Genomic DNA, 25,164 nt, shown 5'->3' on the forward strand with positions numbered 1-25,164 from the left:
TCCAGATTTTTCGTCAGAGACGGTTGAGTGACCGCTCTCAGCGCACCGCGGACGCCGCGCGCTTGGCGGCGACCGGCTTCGGCGCAGGCTTCGCGTTGGCCTGCGGGGCGCTGTCCCAGCCGCCGTTCGGGGCCGCAACGTTGACGGCGTCGTCGGGCTGCGGCTCGGCGCTGAAGGTCTGGATCGCGAGCTTGGCGGCCGCGAGCGATTGCGGGTCGAGACGCTTGGCGACGTCATCGCGCTTGGTTGCTGCGTCCGCATCGCCCTGGGCGGCGGCGAGGGTGAACCATTTGTAGGATTCGGCGAGGTTCTGCTCCACGCCGATGCCGCGGGCATAGAGGATGCCGAGATTGAACTGGCTGTCGGCGACGCCGCGGTCGGCGGCCTTCCGGAACCACAGTGCCGCGCTCTTGTAGTTGGCGCCGCGTCCGCCGCCATCGGCATCGAGCACCGCGAGATTGTGCATCGCCTTGGCGTTGCCGCGCTCGGCGGCTTGCGTGTAGTAGCGGCGGGCGATGTCGGCGTCCTTCTTCACGCCGAGACCCTTTTCGTAGAGTGTCCCGAGGCGGAAGGTGGCGGGTACCACGCCGGCCTGCGCCGCGCGGTCGTACCATTTGGCGGCTTCGTCGTAGTTTGCAGCGACGCCCTTGCCCTCGGCAAAGCGCACGCCGATCTCGTAGGCCGCGGTCGCATCGCCCTTCATCGCGGCGGTGCGCAAGCCGGGGCCACCGATGCCGTCAGGCAGCTTTTCGGTCGGCGGCACCTGGATCATCGCGAGTTTCGCGCGGCTCGTGCCCGACAGCGCGCCGGTGACGTCGCTGGAGGCCGGCTGCGGCGCTGCGGCAGGCACCGGCGGAATTTCGACCGAGGCCGAGTTGCCCGAACTGGCGGCGGGCGCCGGCGCGGCATTGTTCTGGGATTGCCGCCCGATCGGGGTCGGCGAGGTCATCGACGGCGTGACCTGCTCGGGCGTGGCGGGCTTGTTCTCGACCGGCGGCGGGGCCTGCGGCGCGGGTGCGGGCGACGAATTCTCCATCGCCTGCGGCGACGGCGACGGGCTGCCGCCATCGAGCAGGTTCATCGCCATCTTGAAGGTACCGAGCACGATTACGACCACGCTCGCGCCGACCAGCAGCGAGCGGATCTTCGAGGTGATGGTCGAGGCACCTTCCTGGCCCTTGTCTTTGGCGCGGGCGATTGCGGCCTTGGCGCCACGGGCCGGCTTCTCGGTCGGCTGCGCGGCGGCGGCCTGCGCGGCGCGGCGCGCGGCGGCGATGAAGCTCGACGACGACACCGGCTCCTTGGGCGCGGCCGGGATGTCGCTGATTACGCTTTCGGACGCAGCAATGCGCTCCGACGGCGTGGCGATGCGTGCACCCGGCCTTGTGCCCGGCTCGAGCGGATGATCCGGCGGCAGGTCGGGCGCAAGCGCGGCGCGCGGTGGCGCCGTATGCGGCTCCAGGATTTCGCTGATCGCGCGTGGCGGAACCGGCGGTGCCATCGGCATCTGCGGCGGCGCCGCCGGCGCGGCGGCATGGAATTCGCGCGGCGCGGCGGCGAAGGCGGCATGCGCCGCCTGCGCGGCTGCTGGATTGGGCAGCTCGGGCTTCGGATCGTATTTCGGGTGCTGCTGTTGCTGCGGCCGCGGCTCGCGCGCCATCGGCGCGGGCTCCATGGGAGCGGCCATCGACATCGGCATCGGCTGCGGCGCAGGGGCGGGCGGCGCGGTGCGCACATTGCGCAGATCGCCCTCGATCATCGAGAGACGATCGACGACGTGGCCAAGTGCGTTGTGGACGGCCTCCAGCGAGTCCTGGGTGGTCCGGTTGGTCTCGGCCTGGCTGAAGCGGATGTCGGAGAGCTCGCGCTTGACCAGATCGACCATGCCGGACTCGGCAGGCGGCGCGGAGCTGCGGCTCTCGGCCAGCGCGGAATAGGTCGCCTGCTGCCGCTCCAGGTGGCGCAGGATGTCGTGCAACCCGTCCTCGACGCGGCTGAAATTGCCGTTGCGCGGATCGGAGGCGGCCTCGAGCCGCTCCAGCAGATACGAGACCCGCTGTTCGAGATGAGCAAAGGTCGACGCCGAGTCGTTGCCGACCTGCATGCGGTCGAAACGGTCGGACAGGGCGCGGATCGCGCTTTCGAGATGCTCGCTGCTCTCGGATGGCTGAGGGCGCTCGCGCGTTTCCAAAGCGGCTGTGAGCGCCGCGATGCGCTGCTCCAGCACCGCAAAACTGTCGCCCTGGCCGGACGAACGGGTGACCTGGTCGACCTTGGACGACAGCAGCTGCACGTCGTCCGAGAGCCGTGCCAGCGCTTCGTTGGAGGCGACGTTGGAGACGATGCCGCGCAGTGCCGAGATCGCGCCTTCGAGCTGGCGGACTGTCGAGGGATCGTCATTGGCGCGCAGGATTAGATCGAGCTTGGCGCCGAGATTGCGGATCGCCTCGTCATAGCCGGTGAGCTGCTCGGCCGGCGTCAGCGTGCGGAGCACCTGCTTGATCTCGGAGAGCGCGTGCTCGATGCCGGACAGGACCTGACCGTCGGTGCCGTTGGAGCGGGTCTCGTCGATGCGCCGATGCAGCGAGCGGATCTCGTTCTCGATCGATTCGATCGCGCGGCGCGGCATCGCCTCGGTGATGGCGTTGCGGATCTCCGCAAGCTCGCTGCGGAAACTGTTGATCGCCTGCTCGGTATTGTCAGGCCGCTGCAGCGACTCGATCTGGCTCGTGATCTTGAGCAGATGGCGCTCGAGCGCAGAGAAATCCGGCCCCGGCTGCGGTGGCGGCGGAGCGTAGGCAGGGGGCGCGTAAGGAGCTGCCGCAGGCGCGATCGAGGGTGCTGCGCGCGGCGGCATCTGCCTGGGCGTAAAGCCGTCGAGCTCGCTCTGCCGTGCCGTGATCTCGGCGACCGCGACGTCGAACGAAGCGGGGCTCAGGGGCGGTGAGCTGCGATAGACCTGCGCTGCCGCACGCTCGACCGCATCGGCTTGGCGCTGGCGCGTTTCAACGGGTGCCTGTCGCGGTGCCGGAGCCTGCTGCGGCTTCGAAATTTGCGACAGCCGAGCATCGAGCCGCGAGATCGCGTCGTTGAGCTGACGCGCAACGCCCTGCTCCCGCGAGACGTCTTGTCGCGAAGAATCCTGCCGCGAAGTATCTTGCCGCGGCGCCGGCTTTGAAATTCGTTCGATCTGCTGGGTGATGGCGTCGAGCCGCTGGTGGATGTCGGCGACTTCGCGGCTTTCCTGGCTCGGCACGTGACTTGGTACGTGACTCGGGACTTGGCTCGGAACGTGCTGGGCTTGCGGACGCTGGTCGTAAAGTCCGCGAAAGTTCGGCGGGGCGGTCTCGCCGAGCGTGGAGTTGAGCCAATCGTTGAGTGACATGCCGGCGCGACGCGCAGCAGCTTCGGCCCGCTCCCGGACGGATGGATCGATGCCGTCAACACTCCACGATACGCGCGAATTCATGACTCTGTCCGGTTCCGACTCCGGCGCCCCACCCGGCGCCTCCAGTCTCCCCTCGCGTGCCGGTTGAAAGACAATCGGATTTGGCGCGGGTCGTCTGCCTCGAAAACCGACTTTTGTCTGTTACGGTAAATAACGGGTTAAGGAACCCGTTGACGGTGTCTTAAAGTTGGGCGGGGGCGCTGTGCTCCCCAGCCCGTCGGATGCGATCGGAATCTTGCATTGCCAGGAACTCTCCGGGTGCTAGCAGCTCGGAACTTCAGCGACCAAAGGATGGCTCAGAATGGCTGGTCTGACCGAAGAAGAAGTTCGCAAACGCGCTTATGAGATCTGGAGGGTGCCGGCGAGCCCAGCGGGAAAATGGACACCTTCTGGTACGAGGCCGAAAGCAACTTCTGGCCGAACGCTCGGAGCAAGGCGAGGTGCCGCCCGGAATGACTGACAATTTGCCGAGCTAGGTGCTGTACCCAAACCGTCAGCGGCATTGGACTTAGATCCCGATCGGCGTCCAAGGACACGCGGCAGGAGTTTGTGGCACCCTTGTCGGTTCTCGCATCGGGCCTTAATTCCTGCCCAGACGACACCGGCGAAGGAGATCAGTCCATGCAGCGGAAAAGTTGGGCCTCGTACGAGTGCCCCATGGCCCGCTCCGTTGACGTCATCGGCGACTGGGGCAGTTTGATGATCCTGCGCCAGGCCTTCGGGGGCACGACCCGATTCGACGATTTCCAGAAGGAGCTGGAGATGTCGCGGAATCTACTGACCGCCCGCCTGAAGAAACTCGTCGCCTCTGGCATTCTCGAACGCCGGCCCATCACCGAGGAAGCGCGGCGGCACGAGTACGTTCTGACCGAAATGGGCGAGGATCTCTTTGCGACCATCATCGCACTTCGCCAATGGGGCGACCGATGGCTATTCCGGCCCGATCCGCCCCCCATTCGAATGCTTGACGGCATCGACGGCAGCGAACTGGAGCCGATAAAGGTCCGCTCCTCCCTTGGGCGCGAGATCACGCTTGCCGATATTCGCTTGCGCCGGCGCGCCGCGGGCAAGCCGAAGGCTCGGGCCGGCAACCTCTAGAGCTTTATCGGTTCTAGAGTCTCGTTTGACGCGTTTTCTTCACGCAAACCGGCCTCCATTTCGCTCGAAAACGCTCTGGTTCACGCCGGCGCCGCGACGAGGGCTTGCCAACAACCATTCATGCCAGTAAAAGTTCAATAATGAGACTAATAGGTCGGGCGACCTAGCGCGAGGAGTATGAAATGCGGGCAGCGTACATCAACGGCTACGGCGACAATTCGGTGGTCACCTACGGGGAGGTCAGCGACCCCGTTGCGGGGGCCGACGAGGCAATGATCGAGGTTCGGGCCGCCGGTGCGAATCCCGTCGAGGTCGCCATGCGCCAGGGTCTGTTCCATGCCGCCTTTCCATTCACCTTTCCGCAGGTGATGGGCTACGACGTCGCGGGCGTTGTTGTCTCCGCGCCCTCGGGCGCGGCGTTCAAGGCAGGTGACGAGGTTTACGCCCGCCTGCCTAACCGGCGTCCCGGCGCCTATGCCGAGCGCGCAGCCGTTCCACTGAATCTCCTGGCCCACAAGCCGCGCACCCTTTCGTTCGAGGAGGCGGCGAGCCTGCCGACCGTCGCCTTGACCACCTGGCAGGCATTTGTGGAGCGCGCCCGGCTCAAGGCCGGCGAAAGCATCTTGATCCAGGCAGGGGCGGGTGGCGTCGGCGCCTTCGCCATCCAGCTCGCCAAGCACCTCGGGGCCTACGTCGTTGCGACGGGCGGACCGAACAGCCAGACGTTCATGGCCGGGCTCGGAGCGGACCGCACGATCGACTACACAACCGAAAGCTTCGAGGCTGCCGGCCCGTTCGATGTGGTCTATGACGGTGTGTGCGGTCCACTGACCGAGCGTGGCATCGACACCCTGCGCGAAGGCGGCCGCTATGTCGGTCTCGTGCGCACCGCCGACGCCCAGAGCTATCGCGAAATCGGCTTCCCGCCTCCCGAGGCCGAGCAAGCTTCGGCGGCCGTTCGACCGTTCATCGCGCGCGCCGCTGCCCGAAAGGCGGAGTTCCACGGCCCTCTCACCCGGCCGGACGGCGCTCAACTGGCGGAGATCGCGGCCCTGATCGACACCGGCGCCATCCGCGCTTCCGTGAGCGCGGCCTATGGCTTCGACCAGCTCGCCGCCGCCTACGAGCTTCTGGCCGGCCGACATACGCGCGGGAAGCTCGTCATCGTCCCCTGAGGCAAGGCTCCTTCAACAAGTCCGCGGAACGGAGGCAACCATGAGCGACATCCCCGCTAGGATCAGCATCGACAAGTCCACGCCGGGGTATTGGCGCGTGACCTTCAACAACCCGCCGATCAACGCGATCGACGATCGCACCTACGACGAGTTCTACGACCTGGTGGAGGAGATCGAAGCGGACGATGCGTTGAAGGTCGTGACCTTCGAGAGCGCCAACCCGGACTTCTTCATCGCTCACTACAGCACAGCCGAGCCCCACAGCCGGTTCGGCGCGCCACGCTGGATCGAACCGGCCACCAAGCTGGCTCAGAGTAACGTCCTCAGCATTGCAGTGATCCGCGGCCGGGCGCGCGGCGGTGGAAGCGAGTTTACCCTGGCCTGCGACATTCGCTTCGCCAGCAGGGAAAAGGCGATCTTCGGCCAGCCAGAGGTAGGATGCGGCCTCATCCCAGGCGGCGGGGCGCTTCAACGCCTGCCGATCCTGGTGGGCCGCTCTCGCGCCATGGAGATCATCCTCGGCAGCGACGATTTCGATGCGGAGACCGCCGAACGATACGGCTGGATCAACCGCGCCATCCCCGAGGCCCAGCTTGATGAGTTCGTCGCGAATTTCGTGCGGCGCATCCTGTCGTTCGACAAGCAGGCGCTGAGCACCTGTAAAGCGACGATCAACCAGCACGGGCTGCCGGACCCCGCTCAGCTGCAGGCGACGCAGGACACCTTCTTCACGACGTTCGGCTGGCCAGGCGCAGCAGAGCGCATGGCGAAGCTGCGCGCGCGAGGCATTGGATCCGCCGGCGACTTTGAGCTGAACCTCGGCCGCGAAGTCGGGAATCTTTAGCCGACAGCGGTCTCAGCCCTTGCCTTCCCGCTTGCCATCCTCCAGCGGCACCACGGTGCCGTTTGCGCTCATCGCCGACAGCGCCTCGAGCGCCTCTTCGCAGAAATCGGCCACCATCTGCTCGTGCCGGGCGCCGAGCTGAAGCAGCAGCAGGTTACCGAGGTCGAGCACGCCGGAGGCCGCGCCTTCCGGAAAGCGCTTCTTCAGGATGCGCTCGTAGTTCTCGTGGCGATCGCGGTGGTGCTCGAGCCGGGCCATCAGGTCGGTGCGCATGGGCTCGAGGCCGATGCTGTCCAGCGCATGCAGCCGCACCAGGAGGTCGTCCTTGATGGAAGGGGGCGTGCTTGGCCGCGCGGCCCAGTGCCGCAGCGCTGTTCGGCCCTCCGGAGTGAGCGTATAGATCAGCTTATTGGGCTTGCCGGTTTGCACGACCTCGCGGCCCTGGATGTAGCCGCGGTCACGCAGCTTGGAGAGCTCGCGGTAGATCTGCTGGTGGTCGGCCTTCCAGAAGAAGCCGATCGAGGAATCGAATGTCTTGGCGAGCTCGTAGCCCGTCATCGGACGTTCCGTCAGGCATGCGAGGATTGCGTCGCCCAAAGCCATGACCCGGTCCTCCTGTTCTCGACCTTAACCAATTGGCTTGACTTTATGCGCATCGGCGCATATGCGTCAATGTGCATATGAGGCGACCCAAGAACGAGGGCAAACACCGCCCCGAAAATCCTAGTGGAATCAACCTTCGCGCTACTGTGCATGGGGTTGTTTTCGCGTTTTTTGCCCAAGCCTTTAAGTTGCACTGCCTTTAGGGAGGCACCTGAATGACCGGCCTCGAGTCCTGGTACGGCTACATGAAGTCGCATGACCAGGCAGCGCTCTGGGACCTGCTCCATCCCGACGCAATCTTCGAAAGCCCCGTCGTGCACGCGCCGCAGCGCGGCCGCGACATCACCTTCAAATATCTCGCCAGCGCCGAGAAGGTGCTCGGTGGTGCCGGCTTCAGCTATGCCGGCGAATGGAAGAGTGAGAGCGGCGCCGTGCTCGAATTCAAGACCATCATCGACGGCATCGAGATCAACGGCGTCGACATCATCACCTTCGACGGCGAGGGCCGCATCACGCATTTCAAGGTGATGGTGCGGCCGCTCAAGGCCATCGACATGCTGCATCGCCTGATGGCGGAACAGCTCGCCGCCGCTCAATCCTAAGCCAGCATCATCGCTTCAAGGCCTGCCGGGAGACCACCATGCCGATCTACAAAGCCCCCGTCGAAGACGTGAACTTCCTGCTCAACGACGTCTTCCAGATCGACCGCTACGACAATCTGGCCGGCTTCTCCGATGCGTCGAGCGACGTGCGCGAAGCCATTCTCGGCGAAGCCGCCAAGCTTGCCGAAGAGGTGCTGCAGCCGCTCAACCGCGTGGGCGATCTCGAAGGCTGCAGGCGCGCCGATGACGGCAGCGTCACCACGCCCAAGGGATTCAAGGAGGCGTTCAAGCAGGTCGCCGAGGGCGGCTGGCTCGGCCTGTCGGCACCGACCGAGTACGGCGGCCAGGGTCTGCCGGTGACGCTCTCCCAGGCCGTCAACGAATTCCAGATCTCCGCCAACATGGCGTTCTCGATGTATGGCGGCCTCACCATGGGCGCGACTGCGGCGTTGATCGTCCACGGCACGCCGGAGCAGAAGCAGACCTACGTGCCGAAGATGGTGGCGGGCGAGTGGACCGGCACCATGAACCTGACCGAGCCGCATTGCGGCACCGACCTCGGCATGCTCCGCACCAAGGCGGTGCGGCAGGCCGACGGCAGCTTCAAGATCACCGGCACCAAGATCTTCATTTCGGCCGGCGAGCATGACCTCGCGCCCAACATCATCCACCTCGTGCTGGCCCGCATCGAGGGCGCGCCCGCCGGCATCAAGGGCGTGTCGCTGTTCGTGGTGCCGAAATTCCTGGTCAATGCCGATGGGTCGGTGGGGCAGCGCAACGGCGTGGTCTGCGGCTCGATCGAGCACAAGATGGGCATCCACGGCAATTCCACCTGCGTGATGAACTACGACAACGCCGTCGGCTGGCTGATCGGCGAAGAGAACAAGGGCATGCAGGGCATGTTCGTGATGATGAACGAGGCCCGCCTCGGCGTCGCCGTGCAGGGTCTCGCGCAGTCCGAAGTGGCCTATCAGAACGCGGTCGCCTATGCCCGGGATCGCATCCAGGGCCGCTCGCTCACCGGCGCCAAGGCGCCGGACAAGCCGGCCGATCCGATCATCGTTCATCCCGACGTGCGCCGCACGCTGCTGTCGATCCGCGCCTTCAACGAGGCCGCGCGCGCCTTCGTGATGTGGACCGCGCTGAAGAGCGACGTCGCCCATCGCTCCGAGGATCCCAAGGATCGCCAGGCCGCCGACGATCACATGGGCCTGATGACGCCCGTCCTGAAAGGCTTCCTCACCGATTACGGCTTCGCCAACGCGGTGCAGGCGCAGCAGATGTATGGCGGCCACGGCTACATCGCCGAGCAGGGCATGGAGCAGTTCGTGCGCGATGCGCGCATCGCCATGATCTACGAAGGCGCTAACGGCATCCAGGCGCTCGACCTCGTCGGCCGCAAGCTGCCGCGCGACGGCGGCCGCGCCATCATGGCGTTCTTCGGCGAGGTCATGGCCTTTGCCAAGGAGAACGGCGGCGACGAGGCGATGAAGCCCTTCATCACCCCGCTCTCGGCTTCGCTCGGCCATCTCCAGCAGGCCACGACGTGGCTGATGCAGAACGCGATGGCCAAGCCCGACAATGCCGGTGCCGCCGCGACCGATTACCTGAACCTCTTCGGTTTCGTCGCGCTCGGCTACATGTGGGCGAAGATGGCGAAAGTGACACAAGCCAAGATTGCCGAGAGCGGGGCAACTCCCTATCTCTCGACCAAGCTCGTCACCGGCCGCTTCTTCATGGAGCGGATGCTGCCGGAGACCGCCGCCAATCTCGCGCGCATCCAGGCCGGCTGCGCCACCATCATGGAACTGCCCGCGGAAGCGTTCTGAAGATTCCGCCCACCAATGATAGCGACCGCGCGGCGGTCGCGACCAATAACTGCAATCAGGAGGCTCCCATGGCAGATGCCTATATTTACGACCACGTCCGCACCCCGCGCGGCCGCGGCAAGGCGGACGGCGCGCTGCACGAAGTCACCGCGCTCGCGCTCGCGACCGTGCCGCTGAAGGCGCTGAAGGACCGCAACAACCTGCCGGAAGATTCCGTCGATGACGTCATTCTCGGCGTGGTCGATCCCGTCGGCGAAGCCGGCTCCGACATCGCGCGCTTTGCCGCGCTGAAGGCGGGCTTGGGCGAAGCGGTGCCGGGCGTGCAGATCAGCCGCTTCTGCGCCTCCGGCCTCGATGCCGTGAATTTTGCCGCAGCCCAGGTGATGAGCGGCCAGCACGAGCTGGTGATCGGCGGCGGCGCCGAATCGATGAGCCGCGTCGGCATCGGTGCGTCCGGCGGCGCCTGGCCGATGGACCCGTCAATGGCAGTGCCGGCGTATTTCATGCCGCAGGGTGTCTCGGCCGATCTGATCGCAACCAAATACGGCTTCTCGCGTGACGACGTCGACGCCTATGCGGTGCAGAGCCAGCAGCGTGCGGCGAAGTCCTGGGATGAAGGCCGCTTCGACAAGTCCGTCGTCCCGGTGAAGGACATCAACGGCCTCACCATCCTCGCCAAGGACGAGCATATGCGTCCTTCGACGACGATGCAGTCGCTGGCTCAGTTGCAGCCGGCGTTCACGATGATGGCGCAGATGGGCGGCTTCGATGGCGTCGCGGTGCAGTCGCATCCGGAAATCGAACGCGTCAATTACGTGCACCACGCCGGCAATTCGTCGGGCATCGTCGATGGTGCCGGCGCCGTTCTGCTCGGCAGCAAGGAAGCCGGCGGCAAGTACGGCCTGAAGCCGCGCGCCAAGATCCGTGCATTCGCTAATATCGGCTCTGAGCCCGCGATGATGCTGACCGGCCCGGTCGATGTCACCGAAAAGCTGTTCGCGCGCTCCGGCATGAAGAAGTCGGACATCGACCTGTTCGAGCTCAATGAGGCCTTCGCCTCCGTCGTGCTGCGCTACATCCAGGCCTTCGACATCGACAACGCCAAGATCAACGTCAATGGCGGTGCGATCGCGCTCGGCCATCCGCTCGGCGCCACCGGTGCGATGATCCTCGGCACCGTGCTCGACGAGCTCGAGCGAACCAACAAGGCGACCGCACTGGTGACGCTGTGCATCGGCGGCGGCATGGGCACGGCCACAATCATCGAACGCGTCTAAGGGTAGGGAACAACCAGCATGGCTTACAAGAACTTCAAGGTTGAGACCGATTCCGACGGCATCGCGCTCGTCACCTGGGACATTCCGGGCCGTTCGATGAACGTGCTCGACGAGACCTCGACCAGCGAACTCGACGCGATCGTCAAGGCGACCACGGCCGACGCCGCGGTGAAGGGCGTCGTCATCACCTCCGCCAAGGAAGCGTTCTGCGCGGGTGCCGATCTTTCCATGCTCGAAGGCATGAACCAGGCCTACGCAAAGGTCTTCAAGGAGCAGGGCGAGACCGCGGCGAACCAGATGCTGTTCGAGCAGAGCCGGCGCTTCTCACAGGTGCTGCGCTCCATCGAGACCTCCGGCAAGCCGTGGGCGGCGGCGATCAACGGCCTCGCGCTTGGCGGCGGTTTCGAGATCACGCTGTGTTGCCACTACCGCGTGGCGGCGGAGAATCCCAAGACGCGCCTCGGCCTCCCCGAGGTCAAGGTCGGCCTGTTCCCGGGCGCCGGGGGGGGGGGGGGCCGCCGGCCGCGCGGCCGGGGGGGGGCGGGCGGGGGGGGGGGGGGGGGGGGGGGGGGCGCGGGGGGGGGGGGTGCGGCCACCCGGGGGGGTGCCCACTCCCGCGGGGGGGGGTCCAACCCCAAGCCCCCCCCCGCCCCCCCCGAGGTAACGGCCGGCGTGTCCCGGGGCGCGGGCGGCACGCCGCGGGGCCCGCGCCTGGTGCCGCCGCAGGACGCGATGACGATCCTGCTCAAGGGCGATCCGGTTACGGTCGAGAAAGCCAAGGCGCTGAATCTGATTCACGCCGTCGTCCCCGCCGCCGATCTGATCAAGGCGGCAAAGGACTGGATCAAGGGCGGCGGCAAGGCTGTTGCGCCCTGGGACGAGAAGGGCTTCAAGCTGCCAGGCGGCCCGGTGTTCTCCAAGGCCGGCATGATGATGTTCCCGGCCGGCAATGCGATCTATCGCCGCGAGACCTACGACAATTATCCGGCTGCGCGCGCGATCATGAGCTGCGTCTACGAGGGCTTGCAGTTGCCGATCGACGCCGCATTGCGGGTGGAGTCGCGCTACTTCACCTCGGTGCTGCGCTCGAAGGAAGCGGCCGCGATGATCCGCAGCCTGTTCCTGTCGATGCAGGAGCTCAACAAGGGTGCGCGTCGTCCGAAGGACGTGCCGCCGACCAAGGTGAAGAAGATCGCCGTGATTGGCGCCGGCTTCATGGGCGCGAGCGTCGGCTATGTCTCGGCGCGCGCCGGCCTCGACGTCGTCCTGATCGATCGCGACCAGGAGAGCGCCGACAAGGGCAAGGCGCATGCGCAAAAGGTGATCGAGGAGCAGATCAAGAAGGGCCGCGCCAAGCCCGGCGACGCAGAAGCCCTGCTCGCGCGCATCACGCCGACCGCGGACTATTCCGCGTTGAAGGACGTCGATCTCGTCATCGAAGCCGTGTTCGAGGACCGCAAGGTCAAGGCCGATACCTTCGCCAAGGCGCAGGAGCATATGAAGCCGGACGTGATCTTCGCGTCCAACACCTCGACGCTTCCGATCACCTCGCTGGCGGAATCCTTCAAGGACCAGGGCAGGTTCGTCGGCATCCACTTCTTCTCGCCGGTCGAGAAGATGATGCTGGTCGAGATCATCCAGGGCAAGAACACCGGCGATCTCGCGATCGCGACCGCGCTCGACTACGTCCGGCAGATCGGCAAGACGCCGATCGTCGTCAACGACTCCAGAGGCTTCTTCGCCAATCGCTGCGTCGGCCGCTACGTCGCCGAAGGCAACGAGATGTTCCTCGAGGGCGTGCCGCCCGCGATGATCGAGAACTGCGCGAAGATGGCCGGCATGCCGGTCGGCCCACTCTCGCTGTCGGACGAGGTCGCGCTCGACCTCGGGCTCAAGATCATGAAGGCGACGGAAGCCGACCTCGGCCCCAACGCCATCAATCCTGATCAGAAGAAGCTGATGGTGGAAATGGTCGAGAAGCAGGGCCGCCTGGGCCGCAAGAACAGCAAAGGCTTCTACGACTACCCCGAGAAGGGCAAGGGTCAGAAGAGCCTGTGGCCGGGCTTGTCCGCGCTGCAGCCCAAGCAGCTCGATCCTGATACCCTCGACGTCGAGGAGTTGAAGCAGCGCTTCCTGGTGGTGCAGGCGGTGGAGGCCGCGCGCACGGTGGAGGACCACGTCATCACCGATCCGCGCGAAGCGGATGTCGGCTCGATTCTCGGCTTCGGCTTTGCGCCGTTCACCGGTGGCACGCTGTCCTACATCGACTTCATGGGTACGAAGAAGTTCGTCGAGCTTTGCCACAAGCTGGAAGCGAAATACGGCTCGCGCTTCACCCCGCCGAAACTCCTCGAGGAGATGGCCGCGAAGGGAGAAACCTTCTACGGCCGCTTCGCTCCGAACAAGGCGGCGGCGTGATTCTCTGAACCGGGGCCAAGATGAAAAAGACGAAAGGCCGGATTTCGATCCGGCCTTTCGCACGTGCGCCTCAGGTCGCCTGAATCAGTCCTTCCTTCTTCATCGCCTCCTGCACCTGCGGCCGCGCCGCGACGCGGGTCTTGTACGCGGCAAGGTTCGGCATCGCCGAGAGGTCGAACTTCATCCGGTCGGCCCAGGTCAGCATCGTGAAGAGATAACCGTCAGCCACCGTGAACTGCTTGCCCATGAGGTAGTCGCGGCCGGCGAGCTGACTGTCGATGTATTTCAGCTTGCCCATGACGCGGTCCTTGAAGAAGGCCTTGGCCTCATCGTTCAGCGTCGGCGCGAACATCGGGCCGAAGCTCTTGTGGACCTCCGAGGTGAGGAAGTTCAGCCATTCGAGCAGCTTGTAGCGCTCGGAGCTGCCGTGCCCCGGCGCCAGCGCCTTGGCTGAGGCCTGATCGGCGATCATCTGGACAATCACCGGGCCTTCGGTCACGATCTCTCCGCTATCGAGGCCCAGCGCAGGGACCTGGCCCTTGGGGTTCAGCTTCAGATAATCCTCACCGTTTTCGAGCTTCTTGGCCCGGATATCGACCTTGACCAGTTCATAAGGCAGGCCGGCTTCCAGGAGCGCGATATGGGGGGATAGCGAGCAGGCACCGGGCGAATAGTACAATTTCATGGAATTTCCTCCTCTTGTTGCTTGGTTCAGGCGAAAGAACGACTACATGCATCTGCTTGAAATAGTCAAGATTGATGCAGGTGCATCGAATAGGGTAAGAGACGGGCGACGAGCTTGAGCGGGACCATGAAACGCAAACCATCGACCGAGGCGACTTCCGCCTGGATCCGCTTGATGCGGGTGCAGAGCCGTGTGCTCAATTGCGTCGAGCAGGACCTGAAGAAGGCCGGCTTCCCGCCGCTGGCATGGTATGACGCGCTGCTCGAACTGTCACGGGCGCCCTCGGGCGAGCTCCGACCGGTCGAGCTCGAACGGCAGATGCTGATCCCGCAATATTCGACATCGCGGCTGATCGACCGGCTGGTGGACGAAGGCCTCGCCTCGCGGCGCGAATGCAAGATCGACAAGCGCGGCCAGTTCGTGGAGATCACCGAAGCCGGCCGCGAATTGCAGAAGCGGATGTGGGGCGCCTATTCGGCCGCGATCGAGAAATATGTCGGTTCGAAACTGTCCGATGCGGATGCCGTGAAGCTCAGCGGTCTGCTCGACCGTCTGGGCTGCTCGTGCGGCGAGATGAAACTGCCGCCTGCCCACGTCAACGAAACCACGCCGTTGCGATGATCGCGCGGCAAACCAGCTCGTCCGTGCAGCCGGTGGCTGCGCGGACCATCCCTGTCACCCACGCGCGTTCGATCGAAGCGCTTTTGATTAGAGTCTGATATGGCGCGAGACCAGATCGATATGACGCCGTTGCAATCGCGTGACGAGCTCGTCAAGTGGTTCGAGGAAGGCTGCAAGGACCCGTCCGAATTCCGCATGGGCACCGAGCATGAGAAGACGCCGTTCACGCTCGAAGGCCACCGCCCGGTGCCCTACGAAGGCCCGCGCGGTATCGGCGCGCTGCTCGAAGGCATGAAGCTCCTGCTCGGCTGGGAGCCGATCATGGAGAAGGGCAACATCATCGGCCTCTACGACGTCACCGGCGGCGGGGCGATCTCGCTGGAGCCCGGCGGGCAGTTCGAGCTTTCGGGCGCCCCCGTCGAGAACGTGCACCAGACCCAGAGCGAGCTGATGGCGCATCTGGCGCAGGTGCGCGAGATCGCAACGCCGCTCGGCATCGGCTTTCTCGGGCTCGGCATGACGCCGTCCTGGTCGCGCGCCGACATCCCGGTGATGCCCAAGGGCCGCTACAAGATCATGACCAATTACATGCCGAAGGTCGGCCAGTACGGCCTCGACATGATGTACCGGACCTGCACCGTACAGACCAATCTCGACTTCTCCTCCGAAGCCGACATGGTGAAGAAGCTGCGTGTCTCGCTTGCGCTCCAGCCAGCCGCAACCGCCTTGTTCGCCAATTCGCCGTTCACCGAGGGCAAGCCGAACGGCTTCCTGTCCTTCCGATCCGAGATCTGGCGCGACACCGACAACGCGCGCGCCGGCATGATGCCGTGGGCATTCGAGGACGGTATGGGCTTCGAGCGCTATGTCGACTACGCGCTCGACGTGCCCATGTATTTCGTCAAGCGCGACGAGGACTACATCGACGTCTCGGGCTCCTCGTTCCGCGCCTTCTTCGATGGCCGCAACAACAATTTGCCCGGGGAACGTCCGACGCTGTCGGATTGGGCCAACCATCTTTCGACGATCTTCCCGGAGGTACGGCTCAAGCGCTATCTCGAGATGCGCGGCTCCGATGGTGGCCCGTGGGGCCGACTGCCGGCGCTATCGGCGTTCTGGGCCGGGCTGCTCTACGACGATGTGTCGCTGGATGCCGCCTGGGACCTTGTGAAGCACTGGACTGCGCATGAGCGTCAGGCCCTGCGCGACGACGTGCCGCGCTTCGGTTTCAAGTCGCGGATCAAGGACCGCTATCTGTTCGAGATCGCCAAGGAGTGCCTCGTTCTGGCACATGCCGGCTTGCGCCGGCGCGGCCGGATCGACCAGCTCGGCCGCGACGAGACGCGGCATCTGGAGCCGCTCGATCGCATCATCGATTCCGGCCGCACGCCGGCTGAGGAGATGCTCGACAAGTTCAAGGGTCCCTGGAACGGCTCGGTGGAACCAGCCTACGCGGAATACGCCTTCTAGACACAAGGCCAGCGATCGGGACCCGAGCCGTTCATCGCCCGTACAGGTTTGCGGCGATCAAATGGCCGGCTGAAAAACCCGAGCGTCGTCAATAACTCGAAAGCTGTTCCGATGGGGAAGGGCCGCCTGGCCGTCATGGCAAGGGTCCTAGCAAGCGTGCTGGCAAGCGTCGTGGCCTGCGCCGCGCTGCTTTCGCTCGTGTTTGCGAGCTGGCCTGCGCGTGCCCAGACGGCGTTTGATCGGCCCGGCGGAGACTATTTCAGCACCCCCGTCACGTCGGGCGATCCGGAGGATTGCGCGCTGCTGTGCGAGCGCGACCGCCGTTGCCGCTCGTGGAGCTTCAGCTATCCTGACGTCGAAGGCGGCTCGGCCGTGTGCTGGCTGAAGAACACGGTGCCTGCGCGCGTGCCGGGAAGCTGCTGCATCTCCGGTGTGCGCGGCGCTGGCGTGATCGAGCCGCGTGTCGAAGGCGTGGAGACCTCGATCGACCGCCCCGGCGGCGATTTGCGCAATTTCGAGATGAAGGACGGCGAAGGCGAAGAAGCCTGCAAGGCCGCCTGCACCGCCGACAACAAATGCCGCGCCTTCACCTATGCCCGCCCCGGCTACACCGGACGCGAAGCGCGCTGTTTCCTGAAAAAGGAAATCAAGCCGCCGCGGCGGAAGGCAGGGTTCACGTCGGGCGTGGTGCGGTAAAGAGATTCCACGAGGGGTGAGGCACGCTTGTTTGGCCCGCTTCAATGCGCCGCGATCACCGTGATCTCGGGCCACAGCGTCTTCCAGCGTGCCGCCTTCGCCGCATAACTGGCGGCGGAAAAATTCGGCGCCCGATTGGGGCGCACGATCAGCTTCGCGACGTCGTCGAACCCGTGCGGCGCGTAGACGTCGAAATCCCCACCGGCGGGGCGAATGCCCACCTGCGTATTCTCCGTGAGGAAACGGTCGATACCGTCGGTCGCGCGCATCAGGGGCGGATAGGGCAGACCGTGCTTGCCGGGATACCAAAGGTGCACGCGCGCCTGGTTGCGGATTTCGACCTTGGCGCCGAGCTGCGCGTGCAGCTTGCGGATCACCGCGTCTTCCGCCTCCCATGAGGTGTCGGAATCGAAATAGAACACGTCGTAATCGGCGATGCCGTGATCGATCGGTCGGCCAGTGAGCACGTTCCACACCGTCTGCACCAGGCAGCCCGCGACGAGCCACGCATCCGGCAGCGCGCGGCGATGGACTTCACCGAGGATCGCTGCGTTGAACGGATTTCGCAGGGCGAGAGCCAGAAATTCGTCGCGGACCATCACTGTTGCGCTCCCTTTCCCGCGTGCAGGAGAGGGGTGAAGACATTCGGCCTTCAATGCACGGCGGTGAAAAACCGCGCCATGCGAAATCCGGACAGCCAGGTCCACACCGGCTGGCCCCGGATGCCGAGATCCCAGGATCCGAGCACGGCATCCGCGCGGCCGACCAGATTGTCGATCGGCAGCATGCCGACGCCGCCGGAGCGCAAGGGCACGCGGCTGTCGGCGGAGTTGTCGCGGTTGTCGCCGAGCACGAAGAGATGGCCTGCCGGCACCGTCACTTCCTGCGTGTTGTCGAGCGGACCGTTGTCGCGCATCTTGAAGATCAGATGCGAGACGCCGTTCGGCAGCGTCTCGACATAGCGATAGGCGGGTTCGCTGCCGCCATTGTCGTCCTCGGCGGCGCCAACGCCGTCCGGCTTCAGTTCGGCGGGGCGGTCGTTGACGAAGAGCTGGCCCTGGCGCAGCTGGATGCGGTCGCCGGGCAGACCCACGACGCGCTTGACCCAGGCCTGCGAGCGGTCGCCGGGCCAGCGGAAGACCACGACGTCGCCCTGCTTCGGCGTCTCCGCGAACACGCGGCCGCTCTCAGGCAGGTTGATCTGGATCGGCAGCGACGAGGTGCCGTAGCCGTAGGGGAATTTCGAGGCGATCAAGGCGTCGCCGATCAACAGCGTCGGCTCCATCGAGCCCGACGGCACGTAGAACGGCTCGGCCAGCGCACCCTTGGCGATGAACACCGCCGCGACGATGCCGGCGAGCTGCACCAGCTGGCCGGCCCAACCGCTGCTCTTCCGTTTGGTGGTGACAGTTATCTTTTCGACACTCATCCGCCTGTTCCACCCACCGTAATGCGTTCCATCAACAGCGACGGCTGGCCGACGCCGACCGGCACGCCCTGACCGTTCTTGCCGCAGGTGCCGATGCCGGTATCGAGCGCGAGGTCGTTGCCGATCATGCGGATGCGATGCAAATCGGTCGGCCCGTTGCCGATCAGCATGGCGCCCTTCAAGGGCGCACCGATCTTGCCGTTCTCGATCTTGTAGGCCTCGGTGCACTGAAACACGTATTTGCCCGAGGTGATGTCGACCTGGCCGCCGCCGAAATTCGCGGCGAAGACGCCGTTCTTCACCGACGCCAGGATCTCGGCCGGATCGCGGTCGCCCGCGAGCATGTAGGTGTTGGTCATGCGCGGCATCGGCACATGGGCATAGCCCTGGCGGCGGCCGTTGCCGGTCGGCTTCATGTTCATCAGGCGCGCGTTCTGACGGTCCTGCATGTAGCCGACCAGGACGCCGTCCTCGATCAGCACGGTGCGGTTGGTCGGCGTGCCCTCGTCGTCGATCGACAGCGAGCCGCGGCGCGAGGCAAGGGTGCCGTCGTCGACCACGGTCACGCCCTTGGCCGCGACCTGCTGGCCCATCAGGCCGGCAAACGCCGACGTCTTCTTGCGGTTGAAGTCGCCTTCGAGGCCGTGGCCGACCGCCTCATGCAGCATCACGCCGGGCCAGCCGGCCCCGAGCACGACGTCCATCTCGCCGGCGGGAGCGGGAATCGATTCCAGATTGACAAGGGCCTCGCGCAGCGCGCCGTCGGCGGCGTCGCGCCAATTCTTGCTTTCGATGAATTCGGCGTAGCCGGCGCGGCCGCCATAGCCCTTGCTGCCGCTCTCCTGGCGGTCGCCCTGACCGGCGACGACGGAGACGTTGACGCGCACGAGCGGGCGGATGTCGCGATAGCTCTCGCCGTCGGGCCGCAGGATCTCGACCACCTGCCAGGTCGCGCCCAGGCTGACACTGACCTGCCGCACCCGCGGATCCTTGTCGCGCAGATAGGCGTCGATCTCGGCGAGCAGTTTGACCTTGGTCTCGAAGCCGGGGGCATCGAGCGGATTGTCGTCACTGTAAAGCCGCACGTTGGTATGCGCTGGAGGCGCGGCGAAACTGCCGGAATAGCCGCCGCGCACGGCCGCGACCGCGTCCGCGGCACGAATCAGCGCCGGCAGCGACACGTCGGAGGAATGCGCGTAGCCGACAGCATCGTCCTTGACGGCGCGCAGCCCAAAACCCTGCGAGGTGTCGTAGGTCGCCTGCTTCAGCCGTCCATTGTCGAACATCAGCGCTTCGGTCTGGCTGTATTCCAGGAACAATTCGCCGTCGTCGGCACCGGCAAGCCCGCGCGCGAGCTCGTTGCGAACCTGGTCGCGGTCGAGATTGGCGCGGTCGAGCAGGGAGGTTGTGGCAGGGTTGGTCATGCGTCCGTCCATTATCGGGGGATGTGAGGCAAGATAATGGTTTTCCGGCAGTTCCGCGAGGGCGCCAAGTCTCACATTACGGAAACAATAGGATTCGCGGGACCGTCCTTCGCCCTACGGCAGTTTGTCATATCCCTCGCCGAGCCCATTCAGGCTGAGCGGGAAGCCGATGCCTTCTTCCGGGGTCTCGAAGATGATGAAGGTCGCGGTCTTGGCGGTGCGGAGCTGGCCGAGCAGCTTGTCGTCCATGACGACCTCGGCGACACAGCCATTGGGCAGGCAGCGGACAAAGCCGGCCCGGCCGACATCCTGGTTGTCGAGCTTGAGACCGAGGCCGGAGGGCAGGAGAACGCCGAGAGGGGCGACGACCCGCATCAGGCGGCTTTTCTGGTCGGCGGTCTTGAGGACGATCACGGTCAGGCCGGCGTTGGAGCGGTCTTCGGCCACCACGCTCTGGATCAGGGCGCATTGCTCGGACTGGGCGCCCGGCGGGGTGTCGCAGCGGATCTGCCAGTCGCCATGGACGGAGCGCACCGCGCCCTGCGCATGGGCGAGGCCCGGAAGCGCCAGGGCGACGACCGCCGCCAGCACGGCAGCCAGCATCGTGAGGCCGCCAGCCTGGCTTTTAGCCCGCCTTGCCATGGATCTCGAAAACCCCATCGGGTCGGTCCCTCTGCTCGCCTGGGTCGCTCGCGTCAGGCGGACTGATACGGGAATGACGGCGTCTTGAAGGCGATTCGCAAGCAAATTCCACGCCGCCACGGCCGCCGTCGCCCGCACGAATCAGGTTCCTGTGCGGCTGTCCGCCAGTGCCTACCGCGGGCAATTCCGCTGTCAAGCGGCAGCATCCCGGGAAATGGTATTTTTGTCTGATGTTACTAGGAAATATCTTGCGGGTGATGGCTGACAGACGAGGCTCAAGACTGCATTGCGATAGATCAAGAATTATGGTTTGAGAGGCTTGATTTCGGCGTTCTAGCGATCTGGCCCCAATTCCTCTTAGAGGTATTCTTGCGCGGCGGTTTGTCAGACGGGGGGATCGAATAAAGCGTTTCCCGAAAATAGGGGAATGCACTTGGGGTGATTTCGTTAGGGGAGCGCGAACGGCATGAAGATGTCGATGGGCCCGGTGGGCCGGCACTTGCTGGGATTGGCCGTAGCGGGTCTGACGCTGGCGACGGGCGGTGCGGCATTTGCCGAGCTCGGGCAACCGGCTGCGTGGGAGTGGACGCTTCAGCAGTCCGCTTCCCCGGTGATGGACAACATCGTCTGGTTCCACAATTTCCTGTTCGTGCTGATCACGCTGATCACGCTGTTCGTTCTGGCGCTGCTCGTGATCGTGGTCGTCAAATTCAACGCGAGAGCCAATCCGGTGCCGTCGCGGACCACGCACAACACGCTGATCGAGGTGGCGTGGACGCTCGTTCCGGTGCTGATTCTGGTCGGTATCTCGGTGCCGTCGTTCCGCCTCCTGTTCCTCGAACTCGACGTGCCGAAGGCGGATCTGACCATCAAGGCGACCGGCAAGCAGTGGTACTGGTCCTACGCCTATCCGGATAACGGCAAGTTCGAGTTCGACTCGCTGATGGCCCAGGACAAGCAGCCCCGTCTGCTCGGCGTCGACAACGAGATGGTGGTGCCCGTCAACAAGGTGGTTCGGGTTCAGGTGACCGGGGCCGACGTGATTCATGCCTTTGCGCTGCCGTCCTTCGGCGTCAAGATCGACGCCATTCCGGGCCGGCTCAACGAGACCTGGTTCAAGGCCACCAAGACCGGCATGTTCTACGGCCAGTGCTCGGAATTGTGCGGCAAGGACCACGCCTTCATGCCGATCGCCATCCGCGTGGTGAGCGACCAGGAGTTCGCCTCCTGGGTCGAGACCGCGAAGAAGAAGTACGCGAGCGGCGGCACCAGCACCTACGCCTCCACGGCCGGCCCGACGCAGTGAGCGCCGGGCGAACGGCTCGAGGAAACTGAAAGCGACATAAGGGCGGGACCTCCAGAGGTCCGATCGGGACGCAAGGCAGGATTAGAAAATGGCAACGAGCGCAGCGGCACACGGCGATCACGCGCAAGACCACGGACATGACGAGCACGCCCATCCGACCGGATGGCGGCGCTACGTCTATTCGACCAACCACAAGGACATCGGCACGATGTACCTGATTTTCGCGGTCATCGCCGGCGTCATCGGCGCCGCGATGTCGATCGCGATCCGCGCCGAGCTGATGTATCCGGGCGTGCAGATCTTCCACGAGACGCACACCTACAATGTGTTCGTGACCTCCCATGGCCTGATCATGATCTTCTTCATGGTCATGCCTGCGATGATCGGCGGCTTCGGCAACTGGTTCGTGCCGCTGATGATCGGCGCGCCCGACATGGCGTTCCCGCGCATGAACAACATCTCGTTCTGGCTGCTGCCGGCGTCGTTCGCGCTGCTGCTGATGTCGACCTTCGTCGAGGGTGAGCCGGGCGCCAACGGCGTCGGCGCCGGCTGGACCATGTACGCGCCGCTGTCGAGCTCGGGCCATCCGGGCCCGGCCGTCGACTTCGCGATCCTGTCGCTGCATCTGGCGGGCGCCTCCTCGATCCTCGGCGCCATCAACTTCATCACCACCATCTTCAACATGCGCGCGCCGGGCATGACCCTGCACAAGATGCCGCTGTTCGTGTGGTCGATCCTGGTGACGGTGTTCCTGCTGCTGTTGTCGCTGCCGGTGCTCGCCGGTGCGATCACGATGCTGCTCACCGACCGCAATTTCGGCACGACGTTCTTCAACCCCGAAGGCGGCGGCGATCCCGTGCTGTTCCAGCATCTGTTCTGGTTCTTCGGTCACCCCGAAGTGTACATCCTGATCCTGCCCGCCTTCGGCATGGTCAGCCAGATCGTCTCGACCTTCTCGCGCAAGCCCGTGTTCGGCTATCTCGGCATGGCCTACGCCATGGTCGCGATCGGCGGCATCGGCTTCGTGGTGTGGGCGCACCATATGTACACGGTCGGCATGTCGTCGGCGACGCAGGCCTATTTCGTCGCCGCCACGATGGTCATCGCGGTCCCGACCGGCGTGAAGATCTTCTCGTGGATCGCCACGATGTGGGGCGGCTCGATCGAGTTCCGTGCGCCGATGATCTGGGCGGTGGGATTCATCTTCCTGTTCACCGTCGGCGGCGTCACCGGCGTGGTGCTGGCGAATGCCGGCGTCGATCGCGTGCTCCAGGAGACCTACTACGTCGTCGCGCACTTCCACTACGTGCTGTCGCTCGGTGCGGTGTTCGGGATCTTCGCCGGCTGGTACTACTGGTTCCCGAAGATGTCGGGCTACATGTACAATGAAGGGCTCGCCAAGGCGCACTTCTGGGTCACCTTCATCGGCGTGAACCTGGTGTTCTTCCCGCAGCACTTCCTCGGCCTCTCGGGCATGCCGCGCCGCTATGTCGATTATCCCGACGCGTTCGCGGGCTGGAACCTGGTCTCGTCGGTCGGCTCTTACATCTCCGGCTTCGGCGTGCTGATCTTCCTCTACTGCGTGATCGACGCCTTCGCGAAGAAGGTGCCGGCTGGCGACAATCCGTGGGGTGCAGGTGCGACCACGCTGGAATGGACGCTGCCCTCGCCGCCGCCCTTCCACCAGTTCGAAGTGCTGCCCCGCGTGCAGTAAGCCAATGCTCGCGGCGCCCGTGACGGGCGCCGCGGCTCGACAACCAAGCGAGTCAGTCTAGTGTCCGTCCTCGACCACAACGCCATCGACATCAATCCCCGCATCTCCGAAGCGGAGGTTGGCGATTACATCGCGCTCCTGAAGCCGCGGGTGATGTCGCTGGTGATCTTCACCGCGCTGGTCGGAATGGCGATGGCGCCCGGGCATTTCCACCCGGTGCTGGCCATCACCTCGCTGCTCTGCATCGCGGTCGGCGCCGGCGCGTCCGGCGCGCTCAACATGGCGCTGGAAGGCGACATCGACGCCAAGATGTCGCGCACGGCGAACCGCCCCATTCCACGCGGCCGCATCACCCGTCCCGAGGCGATGACCTTCGGCATGACGCTCGCCTTCTTCTCGGTGATGACGCTTGGCATCCTCGTCAACTGGATCGCGGGCGCGCTGCTCGCCTTCACCATCTTCTTCTACGTCGTGATCTACACGATCGGCCTGAAGCGCTGGACCGCGCAGAACATCGTGATCGGCGGTGCCGCCGGCGCGCTGCCGCCGGTGGTCGCCTGGGCCGCGGTCACAGGCACGGTCGACGTCGAGCCGCTGCTGCTGTTCGCCATTATCTTCTTCTGGACGCCGCCGCACTTCTGGGCGCTGGCGCTGTTCCGGTCCGACGATTACGCGCGCGCCGGCATCCCGATGCTGCCCAACGTCGCCGGCCCCGACGCGACCCGGCTTCAAATCCTGCTCTACACCATTGTGCTGATCGCGGTCGCTGCTGCGCCCTGGGCGCTCGGCTATTTCGACGCCATCTACGGCATCGTCTCTCTGATCCTCGGCGCCGGCATGCTGGCGTTCGCCGTCAACGTCTATGTGCGTCGCGAGCGCAGCCAGTCGCTGCGGGCGACCCGCAAGCTGTTTGCATTCTCCATCCTCTATCTGTTTGCGCTGTTTGCGACCTTGCTGGCCGAGGTCGTGTTCCGGGCGCTCGCGCCGATGGTAGGGAGCGCATGATCGCAGGGATGGCCGACAAACCCGAGATAGATGGAATCGTCCTCACCGAGGCGCAGAAGAAGAGCCGTCGTCAGCGCTCGATCGCGATCGCACTCGCGCTCGGCGTGCTCGTGGTGCTGTTCTTCGCCGTGACCATGGTCAAAGGACCGGCCGTGCTCGTCCGGCCGATGTAGGAAACATGGATCAGAAGCCGACCATATCGCAGGATCAGAGCCGGACGGCCACCAAGGGGCGCAGGCCTGCCAAGGGGCTTGGCCGCGACGTGGTGGTCGCCTCGATCTGCGGCGGCGTGGTCGCGCTGATGGTCGGCGCCTCCTACGCGGCGGTGCCGTTCTACAACTGGTTCTGCCGCGCCACGGGCTTCAACGGCACGACCCAGGTCGCGACGTCGGCGCCGGCCAGCGGCCCGATCGCACGGAAGATCGCGGTGCGCTTCGATTCCAACGTCGCGCCCGGCCTGCCCTGGAAGTTCGAACCCGAGCAGAGCGAGATCGAGGTCAATATCGGCCAAGTCGTGACCGTCTTCTACACGGTGACGAACCAGGCCGCGCGGACCACCGCAGGCCAGGCCGCCTACAATGTCGCGCCGCTGACGGTCGGATCCTATTTCCAGAAGATCAACTGCTTCTGTTTCACCGAGCAGACCATGGCGCCCGGCGAGAAGCGCGAGATGCCGGTCGTGTTCTACGTCGATCCGTCGATTGCCGACGACCACGACAACGACGGTCTCAACACGATCACGCTGTCCTACACGTTCTATCCGGTGAAGGATCCGGTGGTGAAGCCGCTCGCGGCCAGCGAAGACGACAAACGCAAGGGAAATCTCTGATCTCCGGGCTCACGCGCCGGGGTTGGACATAAGGGGATAAGTGCCTGAC

At 65.1% G+C, this 25,164-nt stretch carries 21 protein-coding genes and 2 pseudogenes; 16 read left to right on the forward strand and 7 right to left on the reverse strand.

Annotated features, from left to right (window positions below; all coding sequences use genetic code 11):
* Positions 1 to 37 precede the first annotated feature (37 nt).
* Complete coding sequence (locus tag AC0L3C_RS18965) at positions 38 to 3,469, reverse strand: tetratricopeptide repeat protein (RefSeq protein WP_473408688.1); 3,432 nt, start codon at positions 3,467 to 3,469, stop codon at positions 38 to 40.
* A 636-nt stretch (positions 3,470 to 4,105) separates the two neighbouring features.
* On the opposite strand from AC0L3C_RS18965, the gene AC0L3C_RS18970 reads away from it, so the two are divergent.
* The 3 genes from AC0L3C_RS18970 (at position 4,106) to AC0L3C_RS18980 (ending at position 6,565) form a co-directional block, all read left to right on the forward strand.
* Positions 4,106 to 4,546, forward strand: a complete 441-nt coding sequence (locus AC0L3C_RS18970) for a winged helix-turn-helix transcriptional regulator (protein WP_456766484.1) — start codon at positions 4,106 to 4,108, stop codon at positions 4,544 to 4,546.
* Positions 4,547 to 4,728: 182 nt separating this feature from the next.
* Complete coding sequence (locus AC0L3C_RS18975; protein WP_473408689.1) at positions 4,729 to 5,721, forward strand: NADP-dependent oxidoreductase; 993 nt, start codon at positions 4,729 to 4,731, stop codon at positions 5,719 to 5,721.
* Positions 5,722 to 5,761: 40 nt separating this feature from the next.
* The gene (locus AC0L3C_RS18980) at positions 5,762 to 6,565 is read left to right on the forward strand and encodes an enoyl-CoA hydratase/isomerase family protein (protein WP_456766482.1); all 804 of its coding nucleotides are present in this window, start codon (positions 5,762 to 5,764) and stop codon (positions 6,563 to 6,565) included.
* Positions 6,566 to 6,577: 12 nt separating this feature from the next.
* Here the strand turns inward: AC0L3C_RS18980 and AC0L3C_RS18985 are convergent, their stop codons facing one another.
* Entirely contained in the window at positions 6,578 to 7,168 is a 591-nt protein-coding gene (locus AC0L3C_RS18985) for a PadR family transcriptional regulator (RefSeq protein ID WP_007605045.1), read from the reverse strand.
* Positions 7,169 to 7,383: 215 nt separating this feature from the next.
* Between AC0L3C_RS18985 and AC0L3C_RS18990 the strand changes: the two genes are divergently transcribed.
* The 5 genes and pseudogenes from AC0L3C_RS18990 to AC0L3C_RS19010 all read left to right on the forward strand — a co-directional run.
* The gene (locus tag AC0L3C_RS18990; RefSeq protein ID WP_473261097.1) at positions 7,384 to 7,770 is read left to right on the forward strand and encodes a nuclear transport factor 2-like protein; all 387 of its coding nucleotides are present in this window, start codon (positions 7,384 to 7,386) and stop codon (positions 7,768 to 7,770) included.
* 38 nt (positions 7,771 to 7,808) lie between these two features.
* On the forward strand, positions 7,809 to 9,599 hold the full coding sequence (locus AC0L3C_RS18995) for an acyl-CoA dehydrogenase C-terminal domain-containing protein (RefSeq protein ID WP_473261094.1): 1,791 nt from the start codon (positions 7,809 to 7,811) through the stop codon (positions 9,597 to 9,599).
* A gap of 68 nt (positions 9,600 to 9,667) precedes the next feature.
* Positions 9,668 to 10,876, forward strand: a complete 1,209-nt coding sequence (locus AC0L3C_RS19000) for an acetyl-CoA C-acetyltransferase (RefSeq protein ID WP_473408690.1) — start codon at positions 9,668 to 9,670, stop codon at positions 10,874 to 10,876.
* An 18-nt stretch (positions 10,877 to 10,894) separates the two neighbouring features.
* Positions 10,895 to 11,371: pseudogene (locus AC0L3C_RS19005) on the forward strand (enoyl-CoA hydratase/isomerase family protein); the annotation flags it as partial.
* 186 nt (positions 11,372 to 11,557) lie between these two features.
* Positions 11,558 to 13,294 (forward strand): annotated as a pseudogene (locus tag AC0L3C_RS19010) (FAD-dependent oxidoreductase); the annotation flags it as partial.
* A gap of 70 nt (positions 13,295 to 13,364) precedes the next feature.
* Here the strand turns inward: AC0L3C_RS19010 and gstA are convergent.
* The gene (gene gstA / locus AC0L3C_RS19015; RefSeq protein WP_473408691.1) at positions 13,365 to 13,979 is read right to left on the reverse strand and encodes a glutathione transferase GstA; all 615 of its coding nucleotides are present in this window, start codon (positions 13,977 to 13,979) and stop codon (positions 13,365 to 13,367) included.
* A gap of 126 nt (positions 13,980 to 14,105) precedes the next feature.
* Here gstA and AC0L3C_RS19020 point away from each other — a divergent pair, with 126 nt between their 5' ends.
* The 3 genes from AC0L3C_RS19020 (at position 14,106) to AC0L3C_RS19030 (ending at position 16,766) form a co-directional block, all read left to right on the forward strand.
* Positions 14,106 to 14,600 (forward strand): MarR family winged helix-turn-helix transcriptional regulator, encoded by a 495-nt coding sequence (locus tag AC0L3C_RS19020; protein ID WP_007599417.1) that lies wholly within the window; start codon positions 14,106 to 14,108, stop codon positions 14,598 to 14,600.
* A 99-nt stretch (positions 14,601 to 14,699) separates the two neighbouring features.
* Positions 14,700 to 16,070, forward strand: a complete 1,371-nt coding sequence (locus tag AC0L3C_RS19025; protein WP_473408692.1) for a glutamate--cysteine ligase — start codon at positions 14,700 to 14,702, stop codon at positions 16,068 to 16,070.
* Between the two features lie 111 nt (positions 16,071 to 16,181).
* Entirely contained in the window at positions 16,182 to 16,766 is a 585-nt protein-coding gene (locus tag AC0L3C_RS19030; protein WP_473261083.1) for a PAN domain-containing protein, read from the forward strand.
* A 41-nt stretch (positions 16,767 to 16,807) separates the two neighbouring features.
* On the opposite strand, the gene AC0L3C_RS19035 is transcribed toward AC0L3C_RS19030, so the two are convergent.
* The 4 genes from AC0L3C_RS19035 to AC0L3C_RS19050 all read right to left on the reverse strand — a co-directional run bounded on the left by AC0L3C_RS19035 (position 16,808) and on the right by AC0L3C_RS19050 (position 20,279).
* Entirely contained in the window at positions 16,808 to 17,365 is a 558-nt protein-coding gene (locus AC0L3C_RS19035) for a nucleotidyltransferase family protein (RefSeq protein WP_473408744.1), read from the reverse strand.
* Positions 17,366 to 17,418: 53 nt separating this feature from the next.
* Entirely contained in the window at positions 17,419 to 18,195 is a 777-nt protein-coding gene (lepB, locus tag AC0L3C_RS19040) for a signal peptidase I (RefSeq protein ID WP_027515268.1), read from the reverse strand.
* Positions 18,192 to 19,619 (reverse strand): metalloprotease TldD, encoded by a 1,428-nt coding sequence (gene tldD / locus AC0L3C_RS19045; protein WP_473283159.1) that lies wholly within the window; start codon positions 19,617 to 19,619, stop codon positions 18,192 to 18,194. The genes lepB and tldD overlap by 4 nt, the downstream gene beginning before the upstream one ends.
* 114 nt (positions 19,620 to 19,733) lie before the next feature.
* Positions 19,734 to 20,279, reverse strand: a complete 546-nt coding sequence (locus AC0L3C_RS19050; RefSeq protein ID WP_473261073.1) for an invasion associated locus B family protein — start codon at positions 20,277 to 20,279, stop codon at positions 19,734 to 19,736.
* Positions 20,280 to 20,727: 448 nt separating this feature from the next.
* Here AC0L3C_RS19050 and coxB point away from each other — a divergent pair, with 448 nt between their 5' ends.
* The 5 genes from coxB to AC0L3C_RS19075 all read left to right on the forward strand — a co-directional run bounded on the left by coxB (position 20,728) and on the right by AC0L3C_RS19075 (position 25,115).
* The gene (gene coxB / locus AC0L3C_RS19055; RefSeq protein ID WP_473261071.1) at positions 20,728 to 21,567 is read left to right on the forward strand and encodes a cytochrome c oxidase subunit II; all 840 of its coding nucleotides are present in this window, start codon (positions 20,728 to 20,730) and stop codon (positions 21,565 to 21,567) included.
* Positions 21,568 to 21,655: 88 nt separating this feature from the next.
* The gene (gene ctaD / locus AC0L3C_RS19060; RefSeq protein ID WP_007605061.1) at positions 21,656 to 23,281 is read left to right on the forward strand and encodes a cytochrome c oxidase subunit I; all 1,626 of its coding nucleotides are present in this window, start codon (positions 21,656 to 21,658) and stop codon (positions 23,279 to 23,281) included.
* 60 nt (positions 23,282 to 23,341) lie between these two features.
* Positions 23,342 to 24,286, forward strand: a complete 945-nt coding sequence (locus tag AC0L3C_RS19065; protein ID WP_473261069.1) for a heme o synthase — start codon at positions 23,342 to 23,344, stop codon at positions 24,284 to 24,286.
* Positions 24,283 to 24,459, forward strand: a complete 177-nt coding sequence (locus tag AC0L3C_RS19070; RefSeq protein ID WP_007599435.1) for a hypothetical protein — start codon at positions 24,283 to 24,285, stop codon at positions 24,457 to 24,459. Before AC0L3C_RS19065 ends, AC0L3C_RS19070 begins: the two co-directional genes overlap by 4 nt.
* Before the next feature lie 5 nt (positions 24,460 to 24,464).
* Positions 24,465 to 25,115 carry a cytochrome c oxidase assembly protein gene (locus tag AC0L3C_RS19075; protein WP_473261067.1) on the forward strand — a complete coding sequence of 217 codons (651 nt, stop codon included), beginning with the start codon at positions 24,465 to 24,467 and terminating at the stop codon, positions 25,113 to 25,115.
* The last annotated feature ends 49 nt before the right edge of the window (positions 25,116 to 25,164 follow it).

The organism is Bradyrhizobium sp. WSM4872 (assembly GCF_055811715.1).